Here is a 20,732-nt window from a genome sequence, read left to right on the forward strand (position 1 = left end):
GGCAGTGCCACTAGCCCTCTGCGCCGGGTTGCGCGACGATGGACGAAGACCACGTGCACACCGTCTCCCGGAAGAACCGCATGACGACGATCCTGTTCTGTCCCGTGACCTTCAACCTCGCCGAAACGACGCGCATGATTCAGGTCGCTCGTGCCCTGGATGCCGGGTATGACGCCGTCTTCATGGGGTACGAGCACGACTTCGTTCACCTCATCACCGACGCCGGTTTCCGCTACATCGCATGCGAACCCGCATGGACGGATGCCGAACGTGACCAGGCGATGGCGTATGACCAGGGGAAGACCCTGAAGAGCCCGTTCACCGAAGAGCTCGTGACGGCGCGGGTATCGCGGGAGCGCGAACTGATCCGCGAGCTCGGCGCGCGGGCCGTGGTCACCGGGTCGAACCTGACCTCATTCATCGCCGCCCGGGCAGAGGGCGTTCCGCTCTTCTTTCCGGTGCCGTTCGCCCTCACCCAGCCGCAGGTTGCGCAGACCCCGCACCTGTGGATGGTGCAGGGCCGGAGCCGACTCGCGCGCGCCGCGGACCGAGTCGCGACCAGCCTCTTCCGCTGGTTCTACAACACGGCACCGATCGCTCCAAAAGCCTTCGCGACCGTCGCGCGGGCCAACGGCGTGGCACCTCTGAAGACGATCGGCTCGCTCATCACCGCCGACTACAACCTGCTCACCGAGATGCCCTGGGAGTTGGACGGCTTCACGCTGCCGTCGACCTTCCACCGGGTCGGCCCGATCTTCGCCAACATCGACGCCCCGCTCCCGCCGATCGTCGAAGAGCTCGCCGCGCGCGACATCCCGCTGGTGTACCTCGCCCTCGGGTCATCGGGCAACCGCGACCTCGCGCTGCGGTGCGCGCGGGCGCTCGGCACGCTGCCGGTGAACGTCATCGCCCCGATCCGCCAGTACGTGACCGATGCGGATGACCTCCCCGCGAACGTGCACGTCACCGACCTGCTCCCCGCGCCGAAGCTCGGCGGGTACGTCGACGCGGCCGTCATCCACGGCGGACAGGGTACCGTGCAGACTGCCTGTGCCACCGGCATCCCCTTCGTCGGCATGGGACTTCAACCCGAGCAGACGTGGCACGTGCGGCTGTGTGAACAGCGCGGCAATGCGATCTCCCTCCCGCCCAAAGCCGCCGGCTCGGCCGAGTTCCTCGACGCCGTGAACCGCGTGCTCACCGATCCCGGCATCCGTCGCGCTGCTGCCGAAGTGAAGGATGCCTACGTCGGCGAAGACGGCGCGCGTGCGTCCGCCCGGTTCATCGAGGACACGATCAGCCAGGCCTAGTGGGACCGCAGAGCACGCTAGGGTTCCGAAGAGCGTTGTCCGGAAGTGCACCCGGGGTCACAGTCGTCGAGAAGCGTCATGGACCGGCTGAGACCCACGACCCAGGAGCATCCTGTGCCGAAGTCTGCTGTCTCCCGCCATGTACGCCGAGCAACCGCCGTCGGCGTGGTCACGCTCGCGCTCATGCTGTCAGGATGCGGGATCCTCTTCCCCTGGCCGCCCGCAGACGAGCAGTCAGCAGCGCAGAGCGAGGGCGACGCAACCACACCCTCCCCGACGCCGTCCTCGACATCCGCCACCCCCGACGCCGATGCGTCGCCGACGCCCGCACCCACGCCCGAGCCTTCGCCGGCGACGACGACCGATGCGACGCTGCCGCCGCCACCGCCCGCACCGCCCGCCGCACCGTCGCCAACTCCGCTCCCCGTCTCGGCGCCGACCCCCTCGCCGACATCGGACGACGTGGATGACCTCGCACTCCCGGGCGATCTCGGGACCGTCTTGACGGAGCTCGAAGTCGATATCAGCTTCGAGTACGCGACATACGGCGGCGTCGCGTTCGTCGAGAACACCGAGTTCGCCATCACCGACGGGCAGCAATACACAACACCGGTGTGGACCTACGACGCAGATGCGAGCGTCATGTCGATCACCCTGTCGGCCAGCCTGGCGCCGAGCCGGGAGGTCACAACCACGCTCGGCACCTGGACCGGGGATGCCACTCCAGAGGTCTACGGCGTGGCATCCGATCTCGCCCTCACCGAGTCGACGGAACTGTACCTCGCGTTCTGCGGGGTCATCTCGCCCGCCGATCTTGAGGGCAACATCACGTTCGAAGACCTGAATCCCCAGATGGAGCTCTGCCTGGGGATGGGGGACATCGACGGGGTCGAGGCGTGGTTCTTCTCCTGGGCGATTCCCACCGCGCGCGACGCGACAATCGTGAACCAGTGCTACAGCGACCCGTCGTACACGACCTACTACGAGTCACCGCTCTACGCGTGCGCATGGCCGGGGACATCCGACAGTCTCATCCCCACCTTCAGCGTGCGACTGCTGGAAGTGAACGACGCCGAGCCTGTCGAGGTGTTGATCCAGTTCCAGAACCTGCCCGGGAACGTGGTGTTTGCGCCAAACGATCGCTTCTCGATTCCGGAAGGTGCCCGGCACACGACACCGGTGGGGTCATACAACGAATCCTCTGCAGTGCTCACCATCTCGTTCGAAGCGGCGCGATCATCAGGCAGCGCGTACGTGGCACAACGGCAGGCGGTGTTCAGTGACTTCGACACCTGGACCGCGTCGCCGGCGCGGCTGCTCATCCCGTCCACGAATACAAGCAGCACAGACCTCACGGAGTTGTCCGTCGCGTTCTGCGGCAATCTCTCCATAGACGCGTACACCGCAGGCCTGATCGGCACGCCCGCATCGCCGGAAGTGTGCATCGGGCTCGGCGATGACGGAGAGTCGTGGATCGGCTGGGCCACGCCGATCGCCGACGGCGGATCGATCGTCGCCGACTGCTACAGCAACGAGTACTTCACCGACGCATCCGAATGGGCGATATCGACATGCGCCTACCCGGGTGATAACGACGGCGCGCTCCCCGGCGTCACGTTCGTGCTGCTCTTCACCATTCCCTCATCCGGGGGGTAGGGTCACGGGGCGAGGCGCTGGGCCTGGGGCCGTGGGGTGCCCTCACCAGGGTGCGGAGCGGTCGGTGTCACGCTCGGCGTCATCCGGCATGTGCGCGATGCGACCGCCGCCGGCACGGATGCACAGCCATCGCAACTGACCGGGGCTGTCGGGCATGCTGCGCCACGTGCGCCAGACGCCCTGGCCGACGCGGATGACGGAGCCCGCGGCGACATCCACGACCTCATCGTCGAGCCCCATCTGTCCGGTGCCCTCGAGGAAGACGTAGAGCTCTTCGATCTGGGAGTGCGTGTGCCAGTATCCGGCTTCCTCTCCCGGCTCGTAGGCGTTGGCGGTCATGCCGATGAACTCGGTGTCGATCTCGTGGTCGACCACGCGGCGGCCATCGCGGGAGCGGTCGGGCGTGAACCCGCCGAAGTGGGAGTACCAGCTGTCGAGGGGACCGATGTCGAGGATGTCATAGTCGCTCATGGGGGTCAGGGTAGTGGCGTTTCGGGGGGTGTGGGGGTGGTGGCGGCGGCTTGTTCTGCGGCTTTCCGGGACGTTCGCTCCTCCCCAGGGTTGTGGACAAAGACCCTGTCCACAGGTGGATTTTCGGGCGGACCCGGCCGGGCCGGAATGTCTGAGGTTGGTGCGACACTTCAGGCATGAACATCCTCACGGCAATGCGCGAGCGGCTCGACCGCCTCGCGGTGTTTGCCGAGTTGGATGTCGAACCCGACGGCCTCGCGATGAGCGCCGCGGGCCTGAGCGATGCGTCGGTGGTCGAAGTGCTGCGGGAGATGACCGCGATCGTGAACGAGGGCACGAAGGTGCAGGCGGTCATCGCCGGGATCGCGGCACGTCGATCGTCGCGTGAGGCGGGGCACTCGGGAGTGGCCGCCGTGCATGGGCACGCCTCGCCCGTGGCGTTCGTGCAGGCGATCACGGGAGCGTCGCGATCCGAAACGATACGGCAGCTGCGGGTCGGGGCGGCGTTGTTGGAGGAGGATGCACCGGGTCCGGTGGGGGCGGCGGGTCCGGTGGGGGCGGCGGGTCCGGTGGGGGCGGCGGATCCGGTGGGTTCAGCGGGCGCGGGCGACGGCGCGGGGCCAGGCGGTGGTGGCGAAATGCCGGCCGCTCCCCCACGGCCGCCGTGGCACGCGCCGCTGCGCACCGCGCTGCTGCACAGCGCCCTCAGCCTTGCGCAGCACGATGCGATCCGGATGGGGCTCGGCGAACCGGCGATCGATGGCGTGGATGCAGAGTCCGCCGCACTCGCGTGGAGCGTCGCCGCCGAGACTCTCGTCGATGAGGCCGCTGCGGGCGCGAACGTCGAAGAACTGCGCGCTCGCGCGCGGGCGATGCGCGACATCCTCGACCCCGTGGGCGCGGAAAGCCGATTCCAGCAGCGGTTCGAGAAGCGGTCGCTGCGGATGTGGATCGACGAGCACGGCCAGCACCACGGACACATCACCTTCGACGACGAGATGGCACTGTTCGTGAAGTCCATGTTGTCGGCGGCGATGCGGCCGCGACGGGGTGGTCCGCGGTTTGTCGCGGTGGATGAGCGCGATGCGGCGGCGGAGCTGACCGACGATCCGCGCACCAACGAGCAGCTCGAGTACGACCTCTTCGTCGACACGCTGCGGGCCGGGGCTCTCGCCAGCGCCGAGGATGTGTTCGGCGCCCGTCAGCCGGGCGTGCGGGTGGTCGTCGTCGCCGATGCGATCGGCGCGCGGGATCCGCTCGGGCGGATGGTGGGGGTGGGCCACGCGGAAGACGGCGGCGACGCACTCCCGGGCTCGATCATCGATCGGACGCTCTGCCAGCACGGACGCACCGACATCACCATCGATTCGTGCGGGAATCCCTTGGATGTCGGCCACGAACAGCGCCTCTTCACCCCGAAGCAGCGGATTGCGCTCGCGGTGCGCGACGGCGGGTGCCTGTGGCCTGGATGCCGCCGACCCGCGTCGTACTGCGAAGCGCACCACATCGATCATGTCGCGGCAGATAACGGACGAACCGATATCGATCGCAGGGTACTCCTCTGCCGTTTTCACCACATGCAGCTGCACAATAACGGGTGGAAGATCCTGCGGGATGGGCATGGAGCGTTTATGCTGCGCAGCCCGGTGGGCCGCGATCCGGGTCGAGGAGATCCGGGTGGAGGCAATCCGGGTGGGTCGCATCCGGGCGGGCGGTATGCAGGTGCGCGCGATCCCGGTGGAGGAGATCCAGGTGGAGGAGATTCAGGCGGGCGCGATCCGGGTGGAGGAGATTCAGGCGAGCGCGATCCGGGCGGGCGGTATGCGGGTGCCCGCGACCCGGGTGGAGGAGATCCAGGTGGAGGAGCTACAGGCGGGCGCGATCCGGGTGGGTCGCAGCACACGCATCGGCTGACATCGCTGCGGACGAAGTCGCCCTGGGCGTGGGCCTGGAAGTCAGCACCTCCGGAGCGACGGCCCTGGCGCGAGTCTCCGGCGCCGGGCATCACGTCCCGGGCGGCATCCGCGCAGCATCCGGGCGTCACTTCCTGGCGGCATCCGGGCATCACTTCACGGGCAGCATCCGATCATCGATCACCTGACGCATGACGAGGGTGGTGTTCAACCGCTGCACCCCGGGCAGCGCGCTCAGATGCTCGTCGTACACCTGCTGGAAGTGCGGCAGGTCGCGCGTGACAACGCGAAGCAAGTAATCCGGCTCACCGAACAGACGCTGTGCATCGATCACCGCCTCGATCTCGGTGACCGCTTCCTCGAACGCCGAGATCACCTCGCGGGTCGCGGCGTGCATCGTCACGAACACGAGCGTCTGAAACCCGAGCGAGACAGCCCCCGGGTCGATCACGGCACGGTAGCCGGCGATCACCCCAGACTGCTCCAGATCCTTCAGCCGACGGTGGCACGGGGAGACCGTCAACCCCACGCGGTCGGCCAGATCAGTGAGGGTCATCCGTCCATCGCGCTGCAGCTCCGCAAGGATTTTTCGATCCAGGGCATCCATGCAGACATTCTTACCCCAACACGCGGCGTAGCGCGCGGAAAGAGGAAAGCACTTTGCGCTCAATCTTCCCTAGCCTTCTCGCTATCCGACAGAACCGGGTCAGACGAGCACGAAGGGAGCACAGCGATGGGTCTCAGCGCACTGCTGGCATTCTGGGGAGTCTCGGCGCTCTTCGTCCTCACCCCCGGTGCGGACTGGGCATACGCCATTTCCGGCGGCATGAACCGACGCGCGGTCCCCGCGGTTGCCGGCATGCTCACCGGTCATCTGTTGGCCACCCTCGTGGTCGCGGCAGGAGTGGGGATGCTCGTCCTGCAGATTCCGTTCGCGCTCGCCGTGCTGACCCTTGCCGGCGCGAGCTACCTCGTCTGGCTCGGGGTCGGCTCGCTGCGACATCCAGCCGTGGTGACGGCGGCCGACGGGGTCGCACACGGATCCTGGGGACGCTGGTACGGCGGCGGATTCGGCGTGAGCGGACTGAACCCGAAGGTGTTCCTCCTGTTCTTGGCGGTCCTCCCTCCGTTCGTCGACCAGGCGTCGACCTGGCCGCCCGCGCTGCAGATCACGACGCTCGGTCTCGTCCACATCGCCACGACCGCGGTGGTGTATCTGATGGTGGGGGTCGCGGCATCCGTGCTGCTGCGCTCGCGACCGACCGCGGCCCGCATCGTGAGTCGCGTCTCGGGAGTCGCGATGATCGGGATCGGGCTGGCGCTCGCCGCCGAGTGGATGCTGCACCACCTCTGAGCGGAACGCGTGCCGTCGCGGAGTGCGCGCACTCGGGCGGCACCGCAGAGTGGCGGCGCGGCGGCGTGGCAACGCGGCAACGCGGCAACGCGGCGACGCAGCGGCGAGGCGACGCAGCAGCGAGGCGACGCAGCAGCGAGGCGACGCAGCAGCGAGGCGACGCAGCGGCGTGCCAGCGCAGCAGCGCAACGGGGTATCGGCGTCGCAGCGCTGGGACTCACACCTCGCGAGCGTCGAACTCCCGGCGGAGATACTGCGGCGCCTGAACGCGCCAGGATTCGGTGACGAGCTCGGCGAGATGATCCGGGTCGACAGCGTTCAACCGCAGCGCAATCTTGGGCTTCGGTGAATCAGAAGTGCGGAAAAACACCTGCGGCGCCATCTCCATGAGCGCGAGCGCATCGATCGGATCCGCGAGGGTCACGCCCAGCACGGGTTCAGCGGCGATGATCGCGCGGGCAGGCTCGAGCGTGCTCGGCCACGGATAGCACTCCCACGCGAACAGGCTCCGGCGCACGAACCAGGCCGCGCCGTGCGTCATCGCTCGCTCCTCGCTGCCCGGAAGCGTCCGGGCCAACGCCCGGACATCCGCGAGGGTGGCTGCCATCTGAGACCCTCACTCCCCGCCGACCGCCACGGGGCGGTCGGGGTGGTTCGACCACTGGCTCCACGAACCCGCGTACAGGGCCGGGGTGAAGCCCGCCAACGTGAGGGCCAGCGCAGCATGGGCGGCCGAGACACCCGACCCGCAGTAGACGCCGAGTGGCACCTCCTCGCTCACGCCGAGCGCTTCGAAGCGCTCCCGGAGAAGGTCCGGGGCCAGAAAACGGCCGTCGGTCGTGGCGTTCTGCGTTGTCGGTGCGTTGCCGGCGCCGGGGATGTGACCCGCCCTCGGATCCATCGGCTCCACGTCGCCGCGATAGCGCTCGGGGGCTCGCACGTCGAAGAGCAGTCCGTGCTGTGGGAGCGCGGCGGCCTCGTCCATCGAAAGCTGCCGCATCTGCCCGGGTTCCAGGCGGGCACGTCCCGGTTCGGGCCGGGGTGTGTCACCCGTCTCCAGCGCGCCGCCGACCGACCGCCACGCCGCAAGACCGCCATCGAGCACGCGGGCACGGATGCCGGCATCGGCCAGCATCCACCAGGCGCGGGCGGCGCCGAAGGTGAGCCAGTCGTCGTAGACGATCACCTCGTCGCCGTCGTCGATGCCCCAACGATGCACGGCCTCAGCGAATGCCTCGGCGCTCGGCAACGGATGACGCCCATCGGTCGGTGCGCCGTGTGCGGCGAGCTCATCGTCCAGGCTCACGTAGTGCGCACCGGGGATGTGGCCGGCCAGATACGCGTCCCTCCCGTCCGGGGCATCCAGCCGCCACCGCACATCGAGGATGATCGGCGCGTCCCGGCCGATCCGGGTGCGCAGTTCTTCGGCGGTGATCAGGGGCGTGGTCATGGTTCGACCGTACGGCAGCTCCCGCGGACGATCGAGACGCAGGTCGTCGGCATTCGGAGACGCCTGCCTGCCTAGAACAGCAGACTGATGCCGATGGCGATCATCACGGCGGCGATGACGGCATCCAGAATGCGCCACGCGGTGGGGGTGCCGAGCCAGCGCCCGAGATAGCGTGCGCCGAAGCCGAGAGCGAAGAACCAGATGACGCTGGCGACCGCCGCGCCGAGGGCGAACCACCAACGCTGGTCGCCGTAGGTGCCGGCGACGCTTCCCAGAAGGAACACGGTGTCGAGGTAGACGTGCGGGTTGAGCCAGGTCAGGGCCAGACAGGTCAACGCGACCGTGAGCAGGCGCGGACGGGTCGCGATCGCGGCGATCGGCGCCGTCGCTTCGGCAGACGCCGGCGCTGCTCCCTCAGCGCGGGCCGGAGACCCCACCTCACCGCGGCCCGGCGACTCCGCCTGGACGAACGCCGGACCGGCGACCTCAGCCGAGCCCGAACCAGGGGCAGGGATAGTGCTCGGCGCCGCGTCGTCGGCGAGGGTCAGCGCGTCCCCGGACGGCCGCCACGCCCGCTTCGCGGCGAGCAGCCCGTAGCCCACGAGGAAGATGCATCCGGCGATCCGGACGACCGCGACGAGCACCGGCACCGCCTGCAGGACCAACCCGACGCCGGACACCCCCAACACGATCAGCACCGCGTCTGAGAGCGCGCAGATCGCCGCCACCGCGAACACGTACTCACGGCGGACCCCCTGCCGCAGCACGAACAGGTTTTGCGCACCGATCGCCACGATGAGGGAAAGACCAAGGCCGAGGCCGGCGAACAGAGTCGAGATCACACCTCGACGGTAGGAGGGGCTCTCTCTGAATGCCAGCGAAGCATTCTTCAGAACCTGTAGCGTGGCTAAAGATGCGTCTTCCTGCCGACCTTGTCGAGACCCTTGCCGCCGCCGTCGACGCGGGCACGATGGATGCCGCCGCCCGGCGGCTGCAGATCACCCCCTCGGCGGTGAGTCAGCGCATCAAGTCGCTGGAAGCGCAGGTGGGACGCGTGCTGTTGGTGCGCTCGAAACCGGTGCGGGCGACCGAGGCCGGCAACGCGGTGGTGCGCATGGCACGCCAGCTGGCACTCATCGAGCACGATGCGCTGGCCGACATCGGTGTGGAGACCACCGCGACCGTGACGGTGCCGCTGGCCGTGAACGCGGACTCCCTCGCGACGTGGTTTCTGGATCCGCTCGCCCGCCTGGCGCGAGAGCACTCCGTCGTGTTCGACATCCATCGCGATGACCAGGACTTCACCGCGGGCCTGTTGGAGGCGGGGACCGTGATGGGCGCCGTGACCTCCCGCCACACGCCGGTCGCGGGATGCCGCGTCCATCCGCTCGGCATCCTGCGCTACGAGGCGGTCGCCACGGCGGGCTTCATCGCCCGTCATCTCCCAGACGGGCCGACGCCGGCGGCGCTCGCGACCGCACCCGTCATCGACTTCGATCGCCGCGACGACCTGCAACGCCGATGGCTCGAGGCAGCGGGGGTGTCACCCGATGCCCCACCGCGCCACTACGTCCCCTCGTCGGCGGACTTCGCCACGGCCGTGCATCTGGGGCTGGGGTGGGCGCTGCTCCCCCGCATCCAGTCGCAGGCATGGCTCGATGACGGCTCCCTCCTCCTGCTCGGGGGGCCTGCGGTGGATGTCCCCCTGTTCTGGCAGCAGTGGGATCTGCGCTCGCCCCTGCTGGAAACGATCGCTGACGCGGTGCTCGATGCCGGACGCCGGATCCTCGCCGTGCCGGTTCCCTAGCGCGCCGTGACCACATCCCACGCGCCGAATCGCTGGAAGCCGGCAGACGCGGCGAGGCGGACCGATGCGAGGTTGTCCAGCTGGCAGCGGTACTGCGGTTCGTAGCGGCGGCGGCGAGCCTCGGCCGCGATGGCGAGAACGACCCGTCGCGCGTGGCCCTGCCCGCGGTGCGCCGGAAGGGTCAGCACGCCGACATCCGCCAACCGTGACCCCTGCCACGGGTACATGCTCGCAACGGAAACCAAGCCGCGCTCGGTGAATGCCCCGCACACCAACCAGTGATCGAGCTCGACGAACGCGTCCTCGAGATCGTCTTCGGGGGCCTCTTCGCACAGGCGCGCGAAGGCCTCCGCATCGGACGAGGAGAGCATCCGGATGTCCGCAGCCGGGCTGGCACTGGGGAGGATCTCGCGCTCCGGGAGGTAGAAGAGGTGGTCGGCGCCGTGGAAATCGCAGCCCGCCCGCGCCACGCGGGAGCGGAGGTCGTCGACGCCGATACACGTCGAGTGGGAGACCCCCAGACCAGCCGCGAACGCCGGGGTCACCGCGGCGATGCGAGGTCCACCCGCAACCGACAGCAGCGAGAGGGACAGGTCCTCGCGAAGCGACGGGTCCACGACGACGAGACACTCATCCGATGCGGCCTCGAAGACGCCATCGATGCCCCAGAACTCCGTGACGATCTGCGAGAAGGCCGAAGGAGTCACGGTCTCGAGTCTGCCGGATCCCCGCACGGAATGCCCCCTGACGGACGATCTCCCCGTCATCCGGCGCCCCACGGGACCGGCGCAGCGGGCATGTGCGGAGGACGGCCGTGTTGGGGTGCTGTCCGAGATCGGACGTGCGGGGGTGCTGTCCGGGATCGTCCGGACTTCGCAGAAGACCTCTCTTGTCACCACGATCGTCATCTGCGCTCCGTATCTTCCATCACAGGGAAGGTCGCGCATTCGGGTACGCGACCGATGCACCGGGGGGTGCTCCCTCAGTGCGGGTGGTCGAAGACTGGGAGCGTCGACGACCGCCCGCACTTCTTCGTCGAAGAGGCATCGATCGGCCCAGGGATGTCGACCGATCCCGCGACATCGACCGAGCCCGCGACATCGACCGACCCCGCGACATCGATGCGAGAGCGTCACCGTCCACGGGGAGGCAGGTGGATTACGCTGTGTGGTGCCACAGGGCATGTCGACGGGGGCAAGACGTGCAGGACCACGATCAACCGGCGGTCACTCGGGGACCGGAACAGTTCACCGAGGACTTCCAACTGCTGCGCATGCGCGCGGGCGGCGTGAGCTACTCCCAGATCGCGGTTCGTCTGCAAGCCCTCCGAGAGCAGCGCGGACTCAATCCCGGAGCGGCATATATCGCGCGCTCCACCGTGTACGACGTCTTCCGCCCCGGACGTCGCCGCATCAACCCCGATCTGGTCGCCGACATCGCCACCGTGCTGGGCGAGGACGATGAGCGTGTGGAGTACTGGCGGGACTACAGCATCCGTTCCCGCACCGAACGGGCCGGGACACCCGCGTCGTCGGGTGCCGAGGCGTCCCCCGCGACCCGGGACACGTCTGCGCCTGCCACTCCCCGCCCCGCCGGCCCCGACGATGCCACCGCCGCGCACAGCTCCGCCGACACCGTGGCAGCGCACGCCAGTCCCTGGCAACGCACGCTCACGATCCTGGCGGTGCTGCTCATCGGGGTGCTGGTGAACGTGCTCGGCACCCAGATCGTGCTCGTACTTTCGCTCCCCCTCTTCCTCGACATGATCGGCACAGCGGTCGTGGCGATCGCGCTGGGGCCGTGGTTCGGGGTCATGGTGGCGTTGCTGACCCACCTCGCCGTCGCGCTCTCCCTCTGGTCGCTCGAAGGTATCCCGTTCACCATCGTCAACGTCGCCGGCGCCCTCGTGTGGGGCTACGGCGTGCGCGCGTGGCGGCTGGGGACGTCATCCGTCCGTTTCTTCGTGCTCAACGTGATCGTTGCGGTGACGTGCACGCTCATCGCCGTGCCGATCATCCTGTTCGCGATGGGGGGTTTCAGTGAGCACATCGCGACCAACTCGTTCACGCAGAGCATGCTCGTCCTCGGGCAGCAGCTGTGGGGTGCCGCGTTCTCGGCGAACATGATCACCTCGCTCATCGACAAGCTCATCACCGGGTTCATCGCGATGGGGATGATCCCGCTCGTGTTCGCGATCCTCGACCGCGGTGCCCCCGGGATGCCGCGCCCCGACCTGTTCCTGCGTCAGTCATCGCTGGTCGGCGCGAAGGCACGGATCACGGTCTGACGCGGGACCCGCCGCGCGAACGGGCGACTCTCACCAGACGATCGGCAGCTCGCGCGCGGTGTCCCACGGCTCGGTCCAGCCGAGGCGATCGAACAGACCGTCGAGGACCATCGCGGTGAATCCCCACACGAGGTGCTCCCCGGTGCCGTCCTGCACGAGAAAGCCCGGACCGCGCCACTCGCGGCCCCCGCGCCGGATCGTCGTCGTGCCGCGGCGGTCGGGATCGAGCAGATCCGCGACCGGGGCGCGAAAGACCGCGGCGGATTCGGCGGCATCCACCGCACGCACCGGCGACGGAGCGCGCCACCACCCCAGCACCGGGGTCACGAGATGACGGGAGAACGCGAGGGGAATCTGCTCGAGCTCGCCCAGCACCTCCACCCCGGACGTGTCCAGACCGGTCTCCTCACGTGCCTCCCGCAGCGCGGCCGCGACAGCCCCGGCATCGGCGGCTTCCAGCCGCCCACCCGGGAAGGCCACCTGTCCGGGGTGCGAGCGCAGGGTCGTCGCACGCGCCAACAGCAGCACATCGAGGTCGCGCGACACAGCCTCATCCTGCGCCGCGCGAGCGCTGACCAGGGCATCCAGCACGCCGAAGAGGATCAGCACCGCTGCCGGGCGCGCGTCAGGACCTGCGGACGCGGGACCCGCCCCGATGGCACGACGGTCGGCATCCACCTGCGCACCCCCGGGGCGCGCCCCCGCGGCCACGAGCGCCGCAAGCTGCGCGCGCGCAGCCGGGGCATCGGAGCGGGACATCACCCTCTCAACCTATGATCCGCGCTCCCATGCCGCGCGGATCCTTGTCGGATGCCGACAGTCTGGCGCGGCAATCGTTGATTGCGCGTCCGGCGGGCTCGACCCGCCGGACGGACTTCCCGTGCTCCGGTACCTTCGAATCACAGATCGGATGCCGGAAGGAGAGACGTGGCGCGCACGCTTACGCGGACACAGTTCGCGATCGCGGCGTCCCTGGCCGCCCTCGCCGGCTATGTCGATGGCATCGGCTTCCTCGCCCTGGGCGGCTACTTCGTCTCCTTCATGAGCGGGAACACCACCCGCGCGGGCGTGGAGCTCGTCGGCATGGATCTCGGTGCCGCCGGTCTCGGGCTGCTGGTCATCATGTCGTTCGTCGCCGGCGTCATCGCCGGGACGGTCATCTCCTCCGACACCCACGACCGCGGGCCGATGGTCCTCGTCGCGGTCGCCGTGTTCATCGCCGCAGCCGCCCTGCTGTCGAACCTCGACGTGCGCTGGCCGATGGCGATCCTGCTGGCAGCCGGAATGGGCGCCGTGAACACCGTGTTCAGCGGCCGGGCCGAAGCATCCTTCGGCATCACCTACATGACCGGCGCGCTCGTGAAGATCGGCCAGGGCATCGTCGCGGCCCTCCGCGGTGGCGACCGCACCGGCTGGCTGCGCTACCTCGTGCTGTGGCTCGCGATCGCTCTCGGTGCGATCGGCGGAGCTGCCGTCTATGGCGGCATCGGCCACTGGGGTCTGTGGGGCGGGGCCGCTACAGCGATCCTGATCGCCGGGGTGCTCCGCCTCCGCGCCCGCACCCTGTCAGCGCGTACCTGACTCGTCGCGGGGGCGCACGGGTTGACGCAGCACCGTGCGGAGCCTCTCCCGCGCGACCCGGCGCGGATCGCCTAGGTAGATCTCGTGGTGGCGGCCGTTCCACGTGAGCCCGAGCGAGGGCATCACCTCATGGTGCAGGCGTGCGAGGGTCGGCCCCTCAGCGTCATATGCTCCGATGTGCATGATCTGAAGACTGTCCCCCTCATCGATCACGAGTGGGGTGACCGCGGCGATCGGGAGGTCCGGCTTCTTACGGGCGGCCGTCTTCAGACCGGCCCGCACATCCACCTCGGCCACGAGCGGGGGCAGCGGAATGAGCATCGTCCAGTCCCAGGCATCCTTGCGACGCTCCGCGAAGCTCGCGGGGTCATCGGCCGACCACAGCCCCTCGAGCGGACCGACGACGAAGTCATCGCCCGTGCGCGCTCGGAACGCGAACTTGATCGCGTAGCCCGTGGCATACAGCGCGCTCACCGCCTGGACATACTCCGGCGCCGTGTTCGGATCGCCGTGACCGTCGATCGCAAGATAGGTGATCGGCGGTACGACAACGCGCACGAACTCGCGCGCACCGGGCGCGTAGAGGTCTGCGCGATCCTTCTTGAGGTCGTACTTCACGCCGCTCCCCTTCCGCCCACTCCCCCGAGACCTCGCTACGCGGTGCGGAGGATCTTCTCCATCGTCTTGCCCTTCGCGAGCTCGTCCACGAGCTTGTCGAGATAGCGGATCTTCTGCATCAGCGGATCCTCGATCTCCTGCACCTTCACGCCACACACCACACCCGTGATCAGACCCGCGTTCGGGTTGAGCCGCGCGGCGTCGAAGAACTGCTCGAAGGTCGTCTCGGCATCCAGCTGCTGCTGCAGCGCGGCCGGGCCGAAGCCGGTGAGCCACTCGATGATCTCGTCGACCTCAGCCTGGGTGCGGCCCTTGCGCTCAGCCTTGGCGACGTAGAGCGGATAGACCGACGCGAACGTCATGCGGTAGATGCGGTGCACGAGGCCAGCGTACGTCGAGGATCGCATGGCAACGACCCCCGACCTACCGAGATTCAGCGGTTTCGGGGGCGTGCCGTCAGTTCGGGGACCCTGCGGTTACCCCGGGAGCACGTCTTCGTGGGAGAGCGACCGTAGCACCCGGGGTTATGAGATGGCAAGCAGAATCAGACGGCGCCGCCGGCGGCGGGCGGGGCATCGGCATCCACGGTCGTGGCCTCGGAGGTCTCGCGCGCGACGAAGTTCTCGATGTCGAAGAGGTTCTCGGTGCGCTCGGCGACATTGACGAGGGTCTGCATCGAAGCGACCTCCTCGACCTGCTCCTTGAGGAACCAGAGCATCGCCTGCTCGCCCAGCCCATCGTTCTCGGCGCGGGCCGCAGCGAACAGCGCCTGGATCTGCTCGGACACCGTCTTCTCTTGAGCCAGCGCGAGTTTCAGGGGCACCCGCATGTGTTCGAAGTCGTTCACGACCTCGGGGATCGGCGGGATCACGACCGTCATGCCGCGGTCCAGGCGGTACTGCACCAGCATCATCGCGTGGTTGCGCTCTTCCAACGCCTGGCGGTAGAAGTACTTCGCCAGCTGGGGAAGGTCCTCGTTGTCGAACCACACGGCGATCGCGACGTACTGGTGCGAAGCGGCGAACTCGTGTCCGATCTGCTCGGCGAGCAGCTGGTCGAAGGTGGACATGGCGGGATCCTCTCCATCGGCGGTCACCGTCATCCTCCCGCAGATCGCTCTCGGCGCGCGCGCCACCACGCCCAGAAGCGGTCGAGCATCCGCTTGGCCCAACGCGCCAACCGCCTGGCCCAGTGGAACTCCGTGCCGAGCACCGCGAGGCCGAGGAAGACCGTGAGCCAGCCGGGACCGGGAAGCGGAACGAGCACCAGGCCGACGAGCGTGAGGATGCCACCGAAGATCGCGACCGCCACGCGGTAGAAGATCTGCAGGCGCGGATGGTCGGCGATCCACGCGCGGCTCCGCTGCAGCGTCTGGTGCAGTGCATGGCGGCGGGGGTGCGCGCCGGGCGCCCGGACGGGCTCGATATCGCCGCCATCCGCGCGCACCACGAGGTCGGCATCCCCCGCGGTGGTGGGTGAGTGAGCCGACCGTGTCGTCATGGCCGTGACGCTAACACCGGATGTCGGACATCGCCTGTGTGTGGCGGGACGTGACCTCGCGACGCCCACCTCAGGACGTTGACATCAGTAGGAGCCGGCGGATCCCGTTCCCTCGACAACGGCGCGCGTACCCGACAGTCCCAGGCGCGTGGCGCCGGCCGCGATCATTGCCTCGGCGTCATCGCGGGTGCGCACCCCTCCCGAGGCCTTCACCTCGAGACGGTCGCCGACGGTCTGCTTCATGAGCTCGACCGCGTGCACCGACGCTCCTCCGGCGGGATGGAAGCCGGTCGAGGTCTTCACGAAGTCCGCTCCCGCGGCCTCGGCGGCGGTGCAGACGGCGACGATCGCGTCATCCGACAGGGCTGCCGATTCGATGATGACCTTGAGCACGACGGGTGCGGGCGCGGCCTCGCGCACGGCACGGATATCTGCCTCGACGGCGTCGTAGCGCCCCGCGATCGCCGCGCCCACGTCGATCACCATGTCGATCTCGTCCGCCCCCTGCGACACCGCGAGGGCGGCCTCGGCCGCCTTGATGACGGAATGGTGCTTGCCGCTCGGGAACCCGGTGACCACCGCGAGCTTGAGACCCGCGGGCAGCTCGACGGGGAGCATCGAGGGCGACAGGCAGACGCTGTAGGTGCCGAGCTCAGCCGCCTCGGCGATGGTCGCGGCGACATCGGCGGCCGTCGCCTCGGGCTTGAGCAGGGTGTGGTCGACGTAGCGGGCGATGTTCTCGGTCATGGTGTCCTTCGCGTCATGGGGCAAGACCATTTCACCAGGTCGCACCGCCCGCCGAAACCAGCCGCATCGTCCAAGACCATTCCGAAACGCGCCAGCAGCCACTGGTTTCGCGAGGCGAGGCCGGTTTCGGCGAACGCTGCAAGGATCGAACCGTGAGCGAGAAGGACACCGGAACCACCACGAGCGCTGCGCGGCTGCGCGACGCGCTCTCGCAGGAATCCTCGGCCGGGCGCCTGCAAGCGGCGCTCACGGCAGGCTCCCGCCCCGATCCGTCCTACGTCGAGGTCCTGATCGACAGGTGCGCGATCGAGCCGGATTTCTCGGTGCGTGACACCCTCACCTGGGCGATCATGCGGCACGACCCGGATCTGACGGTGCCGCGGCTGATCCAGGATGCCGCCACCGGCGTCACGCAGGCGCGGAGCCAGGCGCTCCACACCCTGTCGAAGGTGCGGGATCCCCGCGGCTGGGCCGCCATCACACCGGAGGTCCTCGCCGATCCGGACGACGCCGTCGCGCGCACCTCATGGCGCGCGGCCGCGATCCTCGCCCCGGAAGCGGAGCGCCCCGCGCTCGCGGAGGCGCTGTGCGCGCAGCTGGGACGCGGAGACCGCGACGTGCACCTGAGCCTCAGTCGGGCGCTCGCCGCGCTGGGCCCCGAGCTGGCCGAACCACCGCTGGGCGCGGCGGCCGCGTCGTCCGACGAGGGTGTACGTGCGCACGCACTCGCGACGCTGCGGCTGCTCGAGGATCCCGAGGAGAGCTTCGAGGAGGCGATCTTCGAGGCGCGCCGCACGGTCGCTCTGCGCGACGCGCCCATCCCGCCCGGCGAGACTCTCCCGCCGGGCTGAGAACCTCAGCGGCCGGTGTAGCCCGCGTCCACGTGCAGCGTCGTGCCGGTCACGTACGACGACAGATCGGATGCCAGCCACAGGCTCGCCTGGGCGATCTCGCGAGCTTCGCCGAACCGGTTGAGGAGACTCAGCACCGGGGCGAACTCCTCGGCGGTCGTCCCCACCTGCTCGAGCGCTCCGCGCAGCATCGGCGTGTCGATCGCGCCCGGCGCGACGGAGTTCACACGGATGTTGAACGCCCCGTTCTCGACCGCGGCGACCTTGGTCATGCCGACCACTCCGTGCTTGGCGGCGACATACGCGACGTTGTTGGGCTGCGGACGGAAGCCCGAGACCGAGGAGATGTTGACGATCGAGCCGCCCTCACCCTGAGCCTGGAGCTGACGCAGTTCGTACTTCATGCACAGCGCGGTGCCCTTGAGATCGACGCTCAGCAGCCGGTCCCAGTAGTTCTCGTCCAGCTCCGTGACGGGGGCGTTGTCGGGGGTGAGGGCTGCGTTGTTGATCGCAACGTCGAGACGACCGTACTTCTCGACGGTCTGCGCGACCATCGACTCGACCTGCGCGCCATCGGAGATGTCGACCTTCACGAAGAACGCCTCACCGCCGGCCGCGGTGATCGCGTCGACGACGGCGCGGCCCTTCTCTTCGTTGAAGTCCGCGACGACGACCTTCGCGCCGGCCTCGGCGAACAGCACCGCCGTGGCCTCGTCGCACACATCGAGCACTACGACGCTGTCTATCGCCGCGAGCTCTCCCTCGACACCGCGGGCGACTCGCTCTCCCCCATGCTGCGCCGCCAGTTCGCCTCCTCCGCACGACTGCTGGTGGAGACACTCGACCTCACCCCACCGCTGCGCAGCCGGCACGACCCACACGCCGTGAGCGCGATCGTGATCGCCGGCGTCGCCGCGAGCGCCGTCGGTCAGCTCGCCGCGTGGGTGGCCCTCGACCCGCCGCGCGATCGCGGCCTGATCATGGAGCTCAACGCGCTCCTGCTCCCCGAATGGTGGACGCGTCCCGACTGACCGACCCCAGACTGACCGACCCCGGTCACCCGGTGAAAGGGGCGACCTCCACCGGCGCGGCAAGACCGACGAAGACGACGAGCTGGTGGCCACCGGGGTTCGACTGGATGGGCACCTCTTCCCAGTTGTTCGCGACCCACACGTTGCCCGAAGGATCCACGATCAGACCCGTGTTGCGCACCAGCCCGTTGAAGCCGTATCCGGTGTCATCCGGGGAGATCGCATCTCCCGTCGACAGGTCGCCCGGGCAGGTCTCGGGGTTCGTGCCGCAGAAGGCCGAGACCCGCTGGTCGGCGAAGTTGGCGACCCAGACGTTTCCGTCACCGTCGGTGGTGATGCCCCACGGCCGGGTCACGCCCCCTCCGCTGAAGGGACCGGAGACCGTCGTGCCATCGGCCGAGATCAGGGCGACCGAGCCTGTCGGCCCCGACGAGATCGGCCGTTCCGGGCACGGCAGTGTCGTGGAGCCCGAGTTGGCGACCCAGACATTCCCTTCCGGGTCGGATGCCACCCCCATCGGCAGCACGAACTCATCGCCGGTCAGCGGTGCCCCACCGACCAAGGTTCCGTCGTAGTCGAATACGGCGACAGAACTGGAAGCGATGCCGCTGACGAAGACGTGGCGGCCGTTGTCGACCACACCGAAGGCCTGGTCGAGTCCCGCCGAAAGGGTCATCGCCTGCTCGGGATCGCCTCCCGGGTAGACGGTGACGGTACCCGTCTGGCAGTTGGCCGTCCAGACCGAACCGTCGGCGGTGACATCCACGCCCTGCGGCCACGCCAGCTCGCCGGCGGTGAAGCCGGTGTCGGCGGGCGAGAGCGGAGTGCCGTCGGTCGTGAACAGCGACAGGCTGTTGTGCGGGGGCTGCTCGTCGCATCCCTCGCCCGCGAACCCGAAGTTGCTCAACCACAGCTGTCCGGAGGGATCGAACGCGATGCCGAAACCCGAGCCGCTGAGCCCGCCACCGGCGTAGGTGCCGATCATCTCGCCGGCCGGCGAGAACTCCAGCACGAGATCGCTCGCGCACACCGGCTCGGTCGGATCGGCGCCGTACTCGTAGTTGTTGTTGACCCAGACGTTGCCCTCGGGGTCCACGGCGAAGGTGCCGGGACCATCGAGCGTCTCGCCGTCGCCGTCGAAGCGGAGCGCAAGGGTCCACGCCGACGGCTCCTCGGTGAGCCCGGGACGATCACCCGCCACCGCGAGGGAGAGATCGTAGAGCTCGGAAACCTCGGCACCGGGGTCGCGGGCGATCGCGGCGAAGGCCTGGAACGTGTCGGCCGGCGCCTCGTCGAAACGCGAGCCCGCGGCATCCATCAGCACCGCGCACGCGTCGGTGTCGAGCGTGCACGCGGTGAGCATATTCGCCAGCGATGTGAACGAGGCCAGCGCCGTCGTCTCGTTGCCGTTGGGCGAGGAGGTCAGAACCGCCCCGTAATCACCGGTGGTGAGATCGACGAAGTTCGGGATCATGGATGCCGCGTTCGGCAGTCCCGGAGAGACACCCGAGACGCCGTCGGTGCCCGTGAACTGCGCGAGCGAATACGCGGTCGCGACCGTCGTCCGCTCGTTGAGGGTGATCGCCGAGCCGTCTGCCGGCACGACCGTCGCAAAAGTCGCGGCGTCATCGCCTGCCTGCGTCGCAAGCACGTAGACGAGTGACGTGGCCAGATCGACGTCCCCGAGCGAGACCGAGAACGCGCCGTCCTCCGCGGAGGTGGCCGTTCCGAGCTGCTCCGCGGTGTTCTCGCCATCGCCGGCGACCCACGCGCTGACGCTCCAGTCCCCCGCTGCGACCTCCGCCACGACCGGGACCACGACACCGTCCACGTGGTTCGCGGATGACGGCCCGGATGCCGCGCACCCCGCCAGGACGAGACCGACCGCGGCGAGCATCCCCGCCGCTCCGACACCACTGTTGACCACTCCGCGCATAGGTACGTCACTCCGTTGCTGCTGTGCATGCTGCTGTGCATCTGCGTCCAGACCCGGAGGGCAGTACGCATCCGGCGCCACGATACCGGCCCGCCCCGCCCCCGCGCGCACGCCCCACCCACCACCGAATCCACACGATTCTTGCGAACCCACACGCTTGTGTCGTCAGCGACGTGTGGGTTCGCAACGAACCTGTGGATTCGGCGAGGGGGCGGGGGGT

General features: G+C 68.9%; 23 protein-coding genes. 9 read left to right on the forward strand and 14 right to left on the reverse strand.

Features of this window, described 5'->3' with window-relative positions; all coding sequences use genetic code 11:
• Positions 1-53: 53 nt before the first annotated feature.
• Together ABD206_RS04865 and ABD206_RS04870 are read left to right on the forward strand one after the other, a co-directional pair.
• On the forward strand, positions 54-1,310 hold the full coding sequence (locus tag ABD206_RS04865; RefSeq protein WP_344069972.1) for a glycosyltransferase: 1,257 nt from the start codon (positions 54-56) through the stop codon (positions 1,308-1,310).
• A 114-nt stretch (positions 1,311-1,424) separates the two neighbouring features.
• On the forward strand, positions 1,425-2,966 hold the full coding sequence (locus tag ABD206_RS04870; RefSeq protein ID WP_344069974.1) for a tetraspanin family protein: 1,542 nt from the start codon (positions 1,425-1,427) through the stop codon (positions 2,964-2,966).
• A gap of 42 nt (positions 2,967-3,008) precedes the next feature.
• Here the strand turns inward: ABD206_RS04870 and ABD206_RS04875 are convergent, their stop codons facing one another.
• On the reverse strand, positions 3,009-3,437 hold the full coding sequence (locus tag ABD206_RS04875) for a cupin domain-containing protein (protein ID WP_344069976.1): 429 nt from the start codon (positions 3,435-3,437) through the stop codon (positions 3,009-3,011).
• Between the two features lie 176 nt (positions 3,438-3,613).
• Here ABD206_RS04875 and ABD206_RS04880 point away from each other — a divergent pair, with 176 nt between their 5' ends.
• Complete coding sequence (locus tag ABD206_RS04880; RefSeq protein WP_344069978.1) at positions 3,614-5,545, forward strand: HNH endonuclease signature motif containing protein; 1,932 nt, start codon at positions 3,614-3,616, stop codon at positions 5,543-5,545.
• On the opposite strand, the gene ABD206_RS04885 is transcribed toward ABD206_RS04880, so the two are convergent.
• Complete coding sequence (locus tag ABD206_RS04885; protein ID WP_344069980.1) at positions 5,502-5,957, reverse strand: Lrp/AsnC family transcriptional regulator; 456 nt, start codon at positions 5,955-5,957, stop codon at positions 5,502-5,504. The two genes, ABD206_RS04880 and ABD206_RS04885, sit on opposite strands and share 44 nt — an antisense overlap.
• Before the next feature lie 126 nt (positions 5,958-6,083).
• Between ABD206_RS04885 and ABD206_RS04890 the strand changes: the two genes are divergently transcribed.
• The gene (locus tag ABD206_RS04890; RefSeq protein WP_344069982.1) at positions 6,084-6,704 is read left to right on the forward strand and encodes a LysE family translocator; all 621 of its coding nucleotides are present in this window, start codon (positions 6,084-6,086) and stop codon (positions 6,702-6,704) included.
• Between the two features lie 217 nt (positions 6,705-6,921).
• On the opposite strand, the gene ABD206_RS04895 is transcribed toward ABD206_RS04890, so the two are convergent.
• The 3 genes from ABD206_RS04895 to ABD206_RS04905 all read right to left on the reverse strand — a co-directional run bounded on the left by ABD206_RS04895 (position 6,922) and on the right by ABD206_RS04905 (position 8,996).
• Positions 6,922-7,311 (reverse strand): MmcQ/YjbR family DNA-binding protein, encoded by a 390-nt coding sequence (locus ABD206_RS04895; protein WP_344069984.1) that lies wholly within the window; start codon positions 7,309-7,311, stop codon positions 6,922-6,924.
• A gap of 9 nt (positions 7,312-7,320) precedes the next feature.
• Complete coding sequence (locus ABD206_RS04900; protein ID WP_344069986.1) at positions 7,321-8,154, reverse strand: sulfurtransferase; 834 nt, start codon at positions 8,152-8,154, stop codon at positions 7,321-7,323.
• A gap of 71 nt (positions 8,155-8,225) precedes the next feature.
• Positions 8,226-8,996 carry a LysE/ArgO family amino acid transporter gene (locus ABD206_RS04905; RefSeq protein WP_344069988.1) on the reverse strand — a complete coding sequence of 257 codons (771 nt, stop codon included), beginning with the start codon at positions 8,994-8,996 and terminating at the stop codon, positions 8,226-8,228.
• Positions 8,997-9,067: 71 nt separating this feature from the next.
• On the opposite strand from ABD206_RS04905, the gene ABD206_RS04910 reads away from it, so the two are divergent.
• Positions 9,068-9,961 carry a LysR family transcriptional regulator ArgP gene (locus ABD206_RS04910; RefSeq protein ID WP_344069990.1) on the forward strand — a complete coding sequence of 298 codons (894 nt, stop codon included), beginning with the start codon at positions 9,068-9,070 and terminating at the stop codon, positions 9,959-9,961.
• On the opposite strand, the gene ABD206_RS04915 is transcribed toward ABD206_RS04910, so the two are convergent.
• Positions 9,958-10,668: a GNAT family N-acetyltransferase gene (locus ABD206_RS04915; RefSeq protein ID WP_344069992.1), complete on the reverse strand. Its 711-nt coding sequence runs from the start codon at positions 10,666-10,668 to the stop codon at positions 9,958-9,960. The genes ABD206_RS04910 and ABD206_RS04915 overlap by 4 nt on opposite strands.
• A gap of 494 nt (positions 10,669-11,162) precedes the next feature.
• Between ABD206_RS04915 and ABD206_RS04920 the strand changes: the two genes are divergently transcribed.
• On the forward strand, positions 11,163-12,248 hold the full coding sequence (locus tag ABD206_RS04920; RefSeq protein WP_344069994.1) for a hypothetical protein: 1,086 nt from the start codon (positions 11,163-11,165) through the stop codon (positions 12,246-12,248).
• Between the two features lie 30 nt (positions 12,249-12,278).
• On the opposite strand, the gene ABD206_RS04925 is transcribed toward ABD206_RS04920, so the two are convergent.
• The gene (locus ABD206_RS04925) at positions 12,279-13,007 is read right to left on the reverse strand and encodes an NUDIX hydrolase (RefSeq protein ID WP_344071424.1); all 729 of its coding nucleotides are present in this window, start codon (positions 13,005-13,007) and stop codon (positions 12,279-12,281) included.
• Positions 13,008-13,175: 168 nt separating this feature from the next.
• Here ABD206_RS04925 and ABD206_RS04930 point away from each other — a divergent pair, with 168 nt between their 5' ends.
• A complete protein-coding gene (locus ABD206_RS04930) occupies positions 13,176-13,829 on the forward strand; it encodes a YoaK family protein (RefSeq protein ID WP_344069996.1) in 654 nt (217 codons plus the stop codon).
• On the opposite strand, the gene ABD206_RS04935 is transcribed toward ABD206_RS04930, so the two are convergent.
• The 5 genes from ABD206_RS04935 to deoC all read right to left on the reverse strand — a co-directional run bounded on the left by ABD206_RS04935 (position 13,815) and on the right by deoC (position 16,694).
• Entirely contained in the window at positions 13,815-14,447 is a 633-nt protein-coding gene (locus tag ABD206_RS04935; protein WP_344069998.1) for a GyrI-like domain-containing protein, read from the reverse strand. The genes ABD206_RS04930 and ABD206_RS04935 overlap by 15 nt on opposite strands.
• Before the next feature lie 35 nt (positions 14,448-14,482).
• Positions 14,483-14,827 carry a DUF2200 domain-containing protein gene (locus ABD206_RS04940; RefSeq protein WP_344070000.1) on the reverse strand — a complete coding sequence of 115 codons (345 nt, stop codon included), beginning with the start codon at positions 14,825-14,827 and terminating at the stop codon, positions 14,483-14,485.
• Between the two features lie 164 nt (positions 14,828-14,991).
• On the reverse strand, positions 14,992-15,516 hold the full coding sequence (locus tag ABD206_RS04945; RefSeq protein WP_344070002.1) for a ferritin: 525 nt from the start codon (positions 15,514-15,516) through the stop codon (positions 14,992-14,994).
• Positions 15,517-15,545: 29 nt separating this feature from the next.
• Positions 15,546-15,947 carry a TIGR02611 family protein gene (locus ABD206_RS04950; protein WP_344070004.1) on the reverse strand — a complete coding sequence of 134 codons (402 nt, stop codon included), beginning with the start codon at positions 15,945-15,947 and terminating at the stop codon, positions 15,546-15,548.
• Between the two features lie 84 nt (positions 15,948-16,031).
• Positions 16,032-16,694, reverse strand: coding sequence for a deoxyribose-phosphate aldolase (deoC, locus tag ABD206_RS04955; protein WP_344070006.1), 663 nt, complete (start codon positions 16,692-16,694; stop codon positions 16,032-16,034).
• A gap of 152 nt (positions 16,695-16,846) precedes the next feature.
• Between deoC and ABD206_RS04960 the strand changes: the two genes are divergently transcribed.
• On the forward strand, positions 16,847-17,545 hold the full coding sequence (locus tag ABD206_RS04960; RefSeq protein WP_344070008.1) for a HEAT repeat domain-containing protein: 699 nt from the start codon (positions 16,847-16,849) through the stop codon (positions 17,543-17,545).
• A 5-nt stretch (positions 17,546-17,550) separates the two neighbouring features.
• Here ABD206_RS04960 and ABD206_RS04965 read toward each other — a convergent pair whose 3' ends face one another.
• Positions 17,551-18,276, reverse strand: coding sequence for an SDR family NAD(P)-dependent oxidoreductase (locus tag ABD206_RS04965; RefSeq protein ID WP_344070010.1), 726 nt, complete (start codon positions 18,274-18,276; stop codon positions 17,551-17,553).
• Between the two features lie 60 nt (positions 18,277-18,336).
• On the opposite strand from ABD206_RS04965, the gene ABD206_RS04970 reads away from it, so the two are divergent.
• Complete coding sequence (locus ABD206_RS04970) at positions 18,337-18,576, forward strand: hypothetical protein (RefSeq protein WP_344070012.1); 240 nt, start codon at positions 18,337-18,339, stop codon at positions 18,574-18,576.
• 25 nt (positions 18,577-18,601) lie between these two features.
• Here ABD206_RS04970 and ABD206_RS04975 read toward each other — a convergent pair whose 3' ends face one another.
• The gene (locus ABD206_RS04975; RefSeq protein ID WP_344070014.1) at positions 18,602-20,512 is read right to left on the reverse strand and encodes an NHL repeat-containing protein; all 1,911 of its coding nucleotides are present in this window, start codon (positions 20,510-20,512) and stop codon (positions 18,602-18,604) included.
• Positions 20,513-20,732: the final 220 nt, after the last annotated feature.

This window comes from Microbacterium sediminicola (assembly GCF_039531125.1).
Lineage (GTDB): Bacteria > Actinomycetota > Actinomycetes > Actinomycetales > Microbacteriaceae > Microbacterium > Microbacterium sediminicola.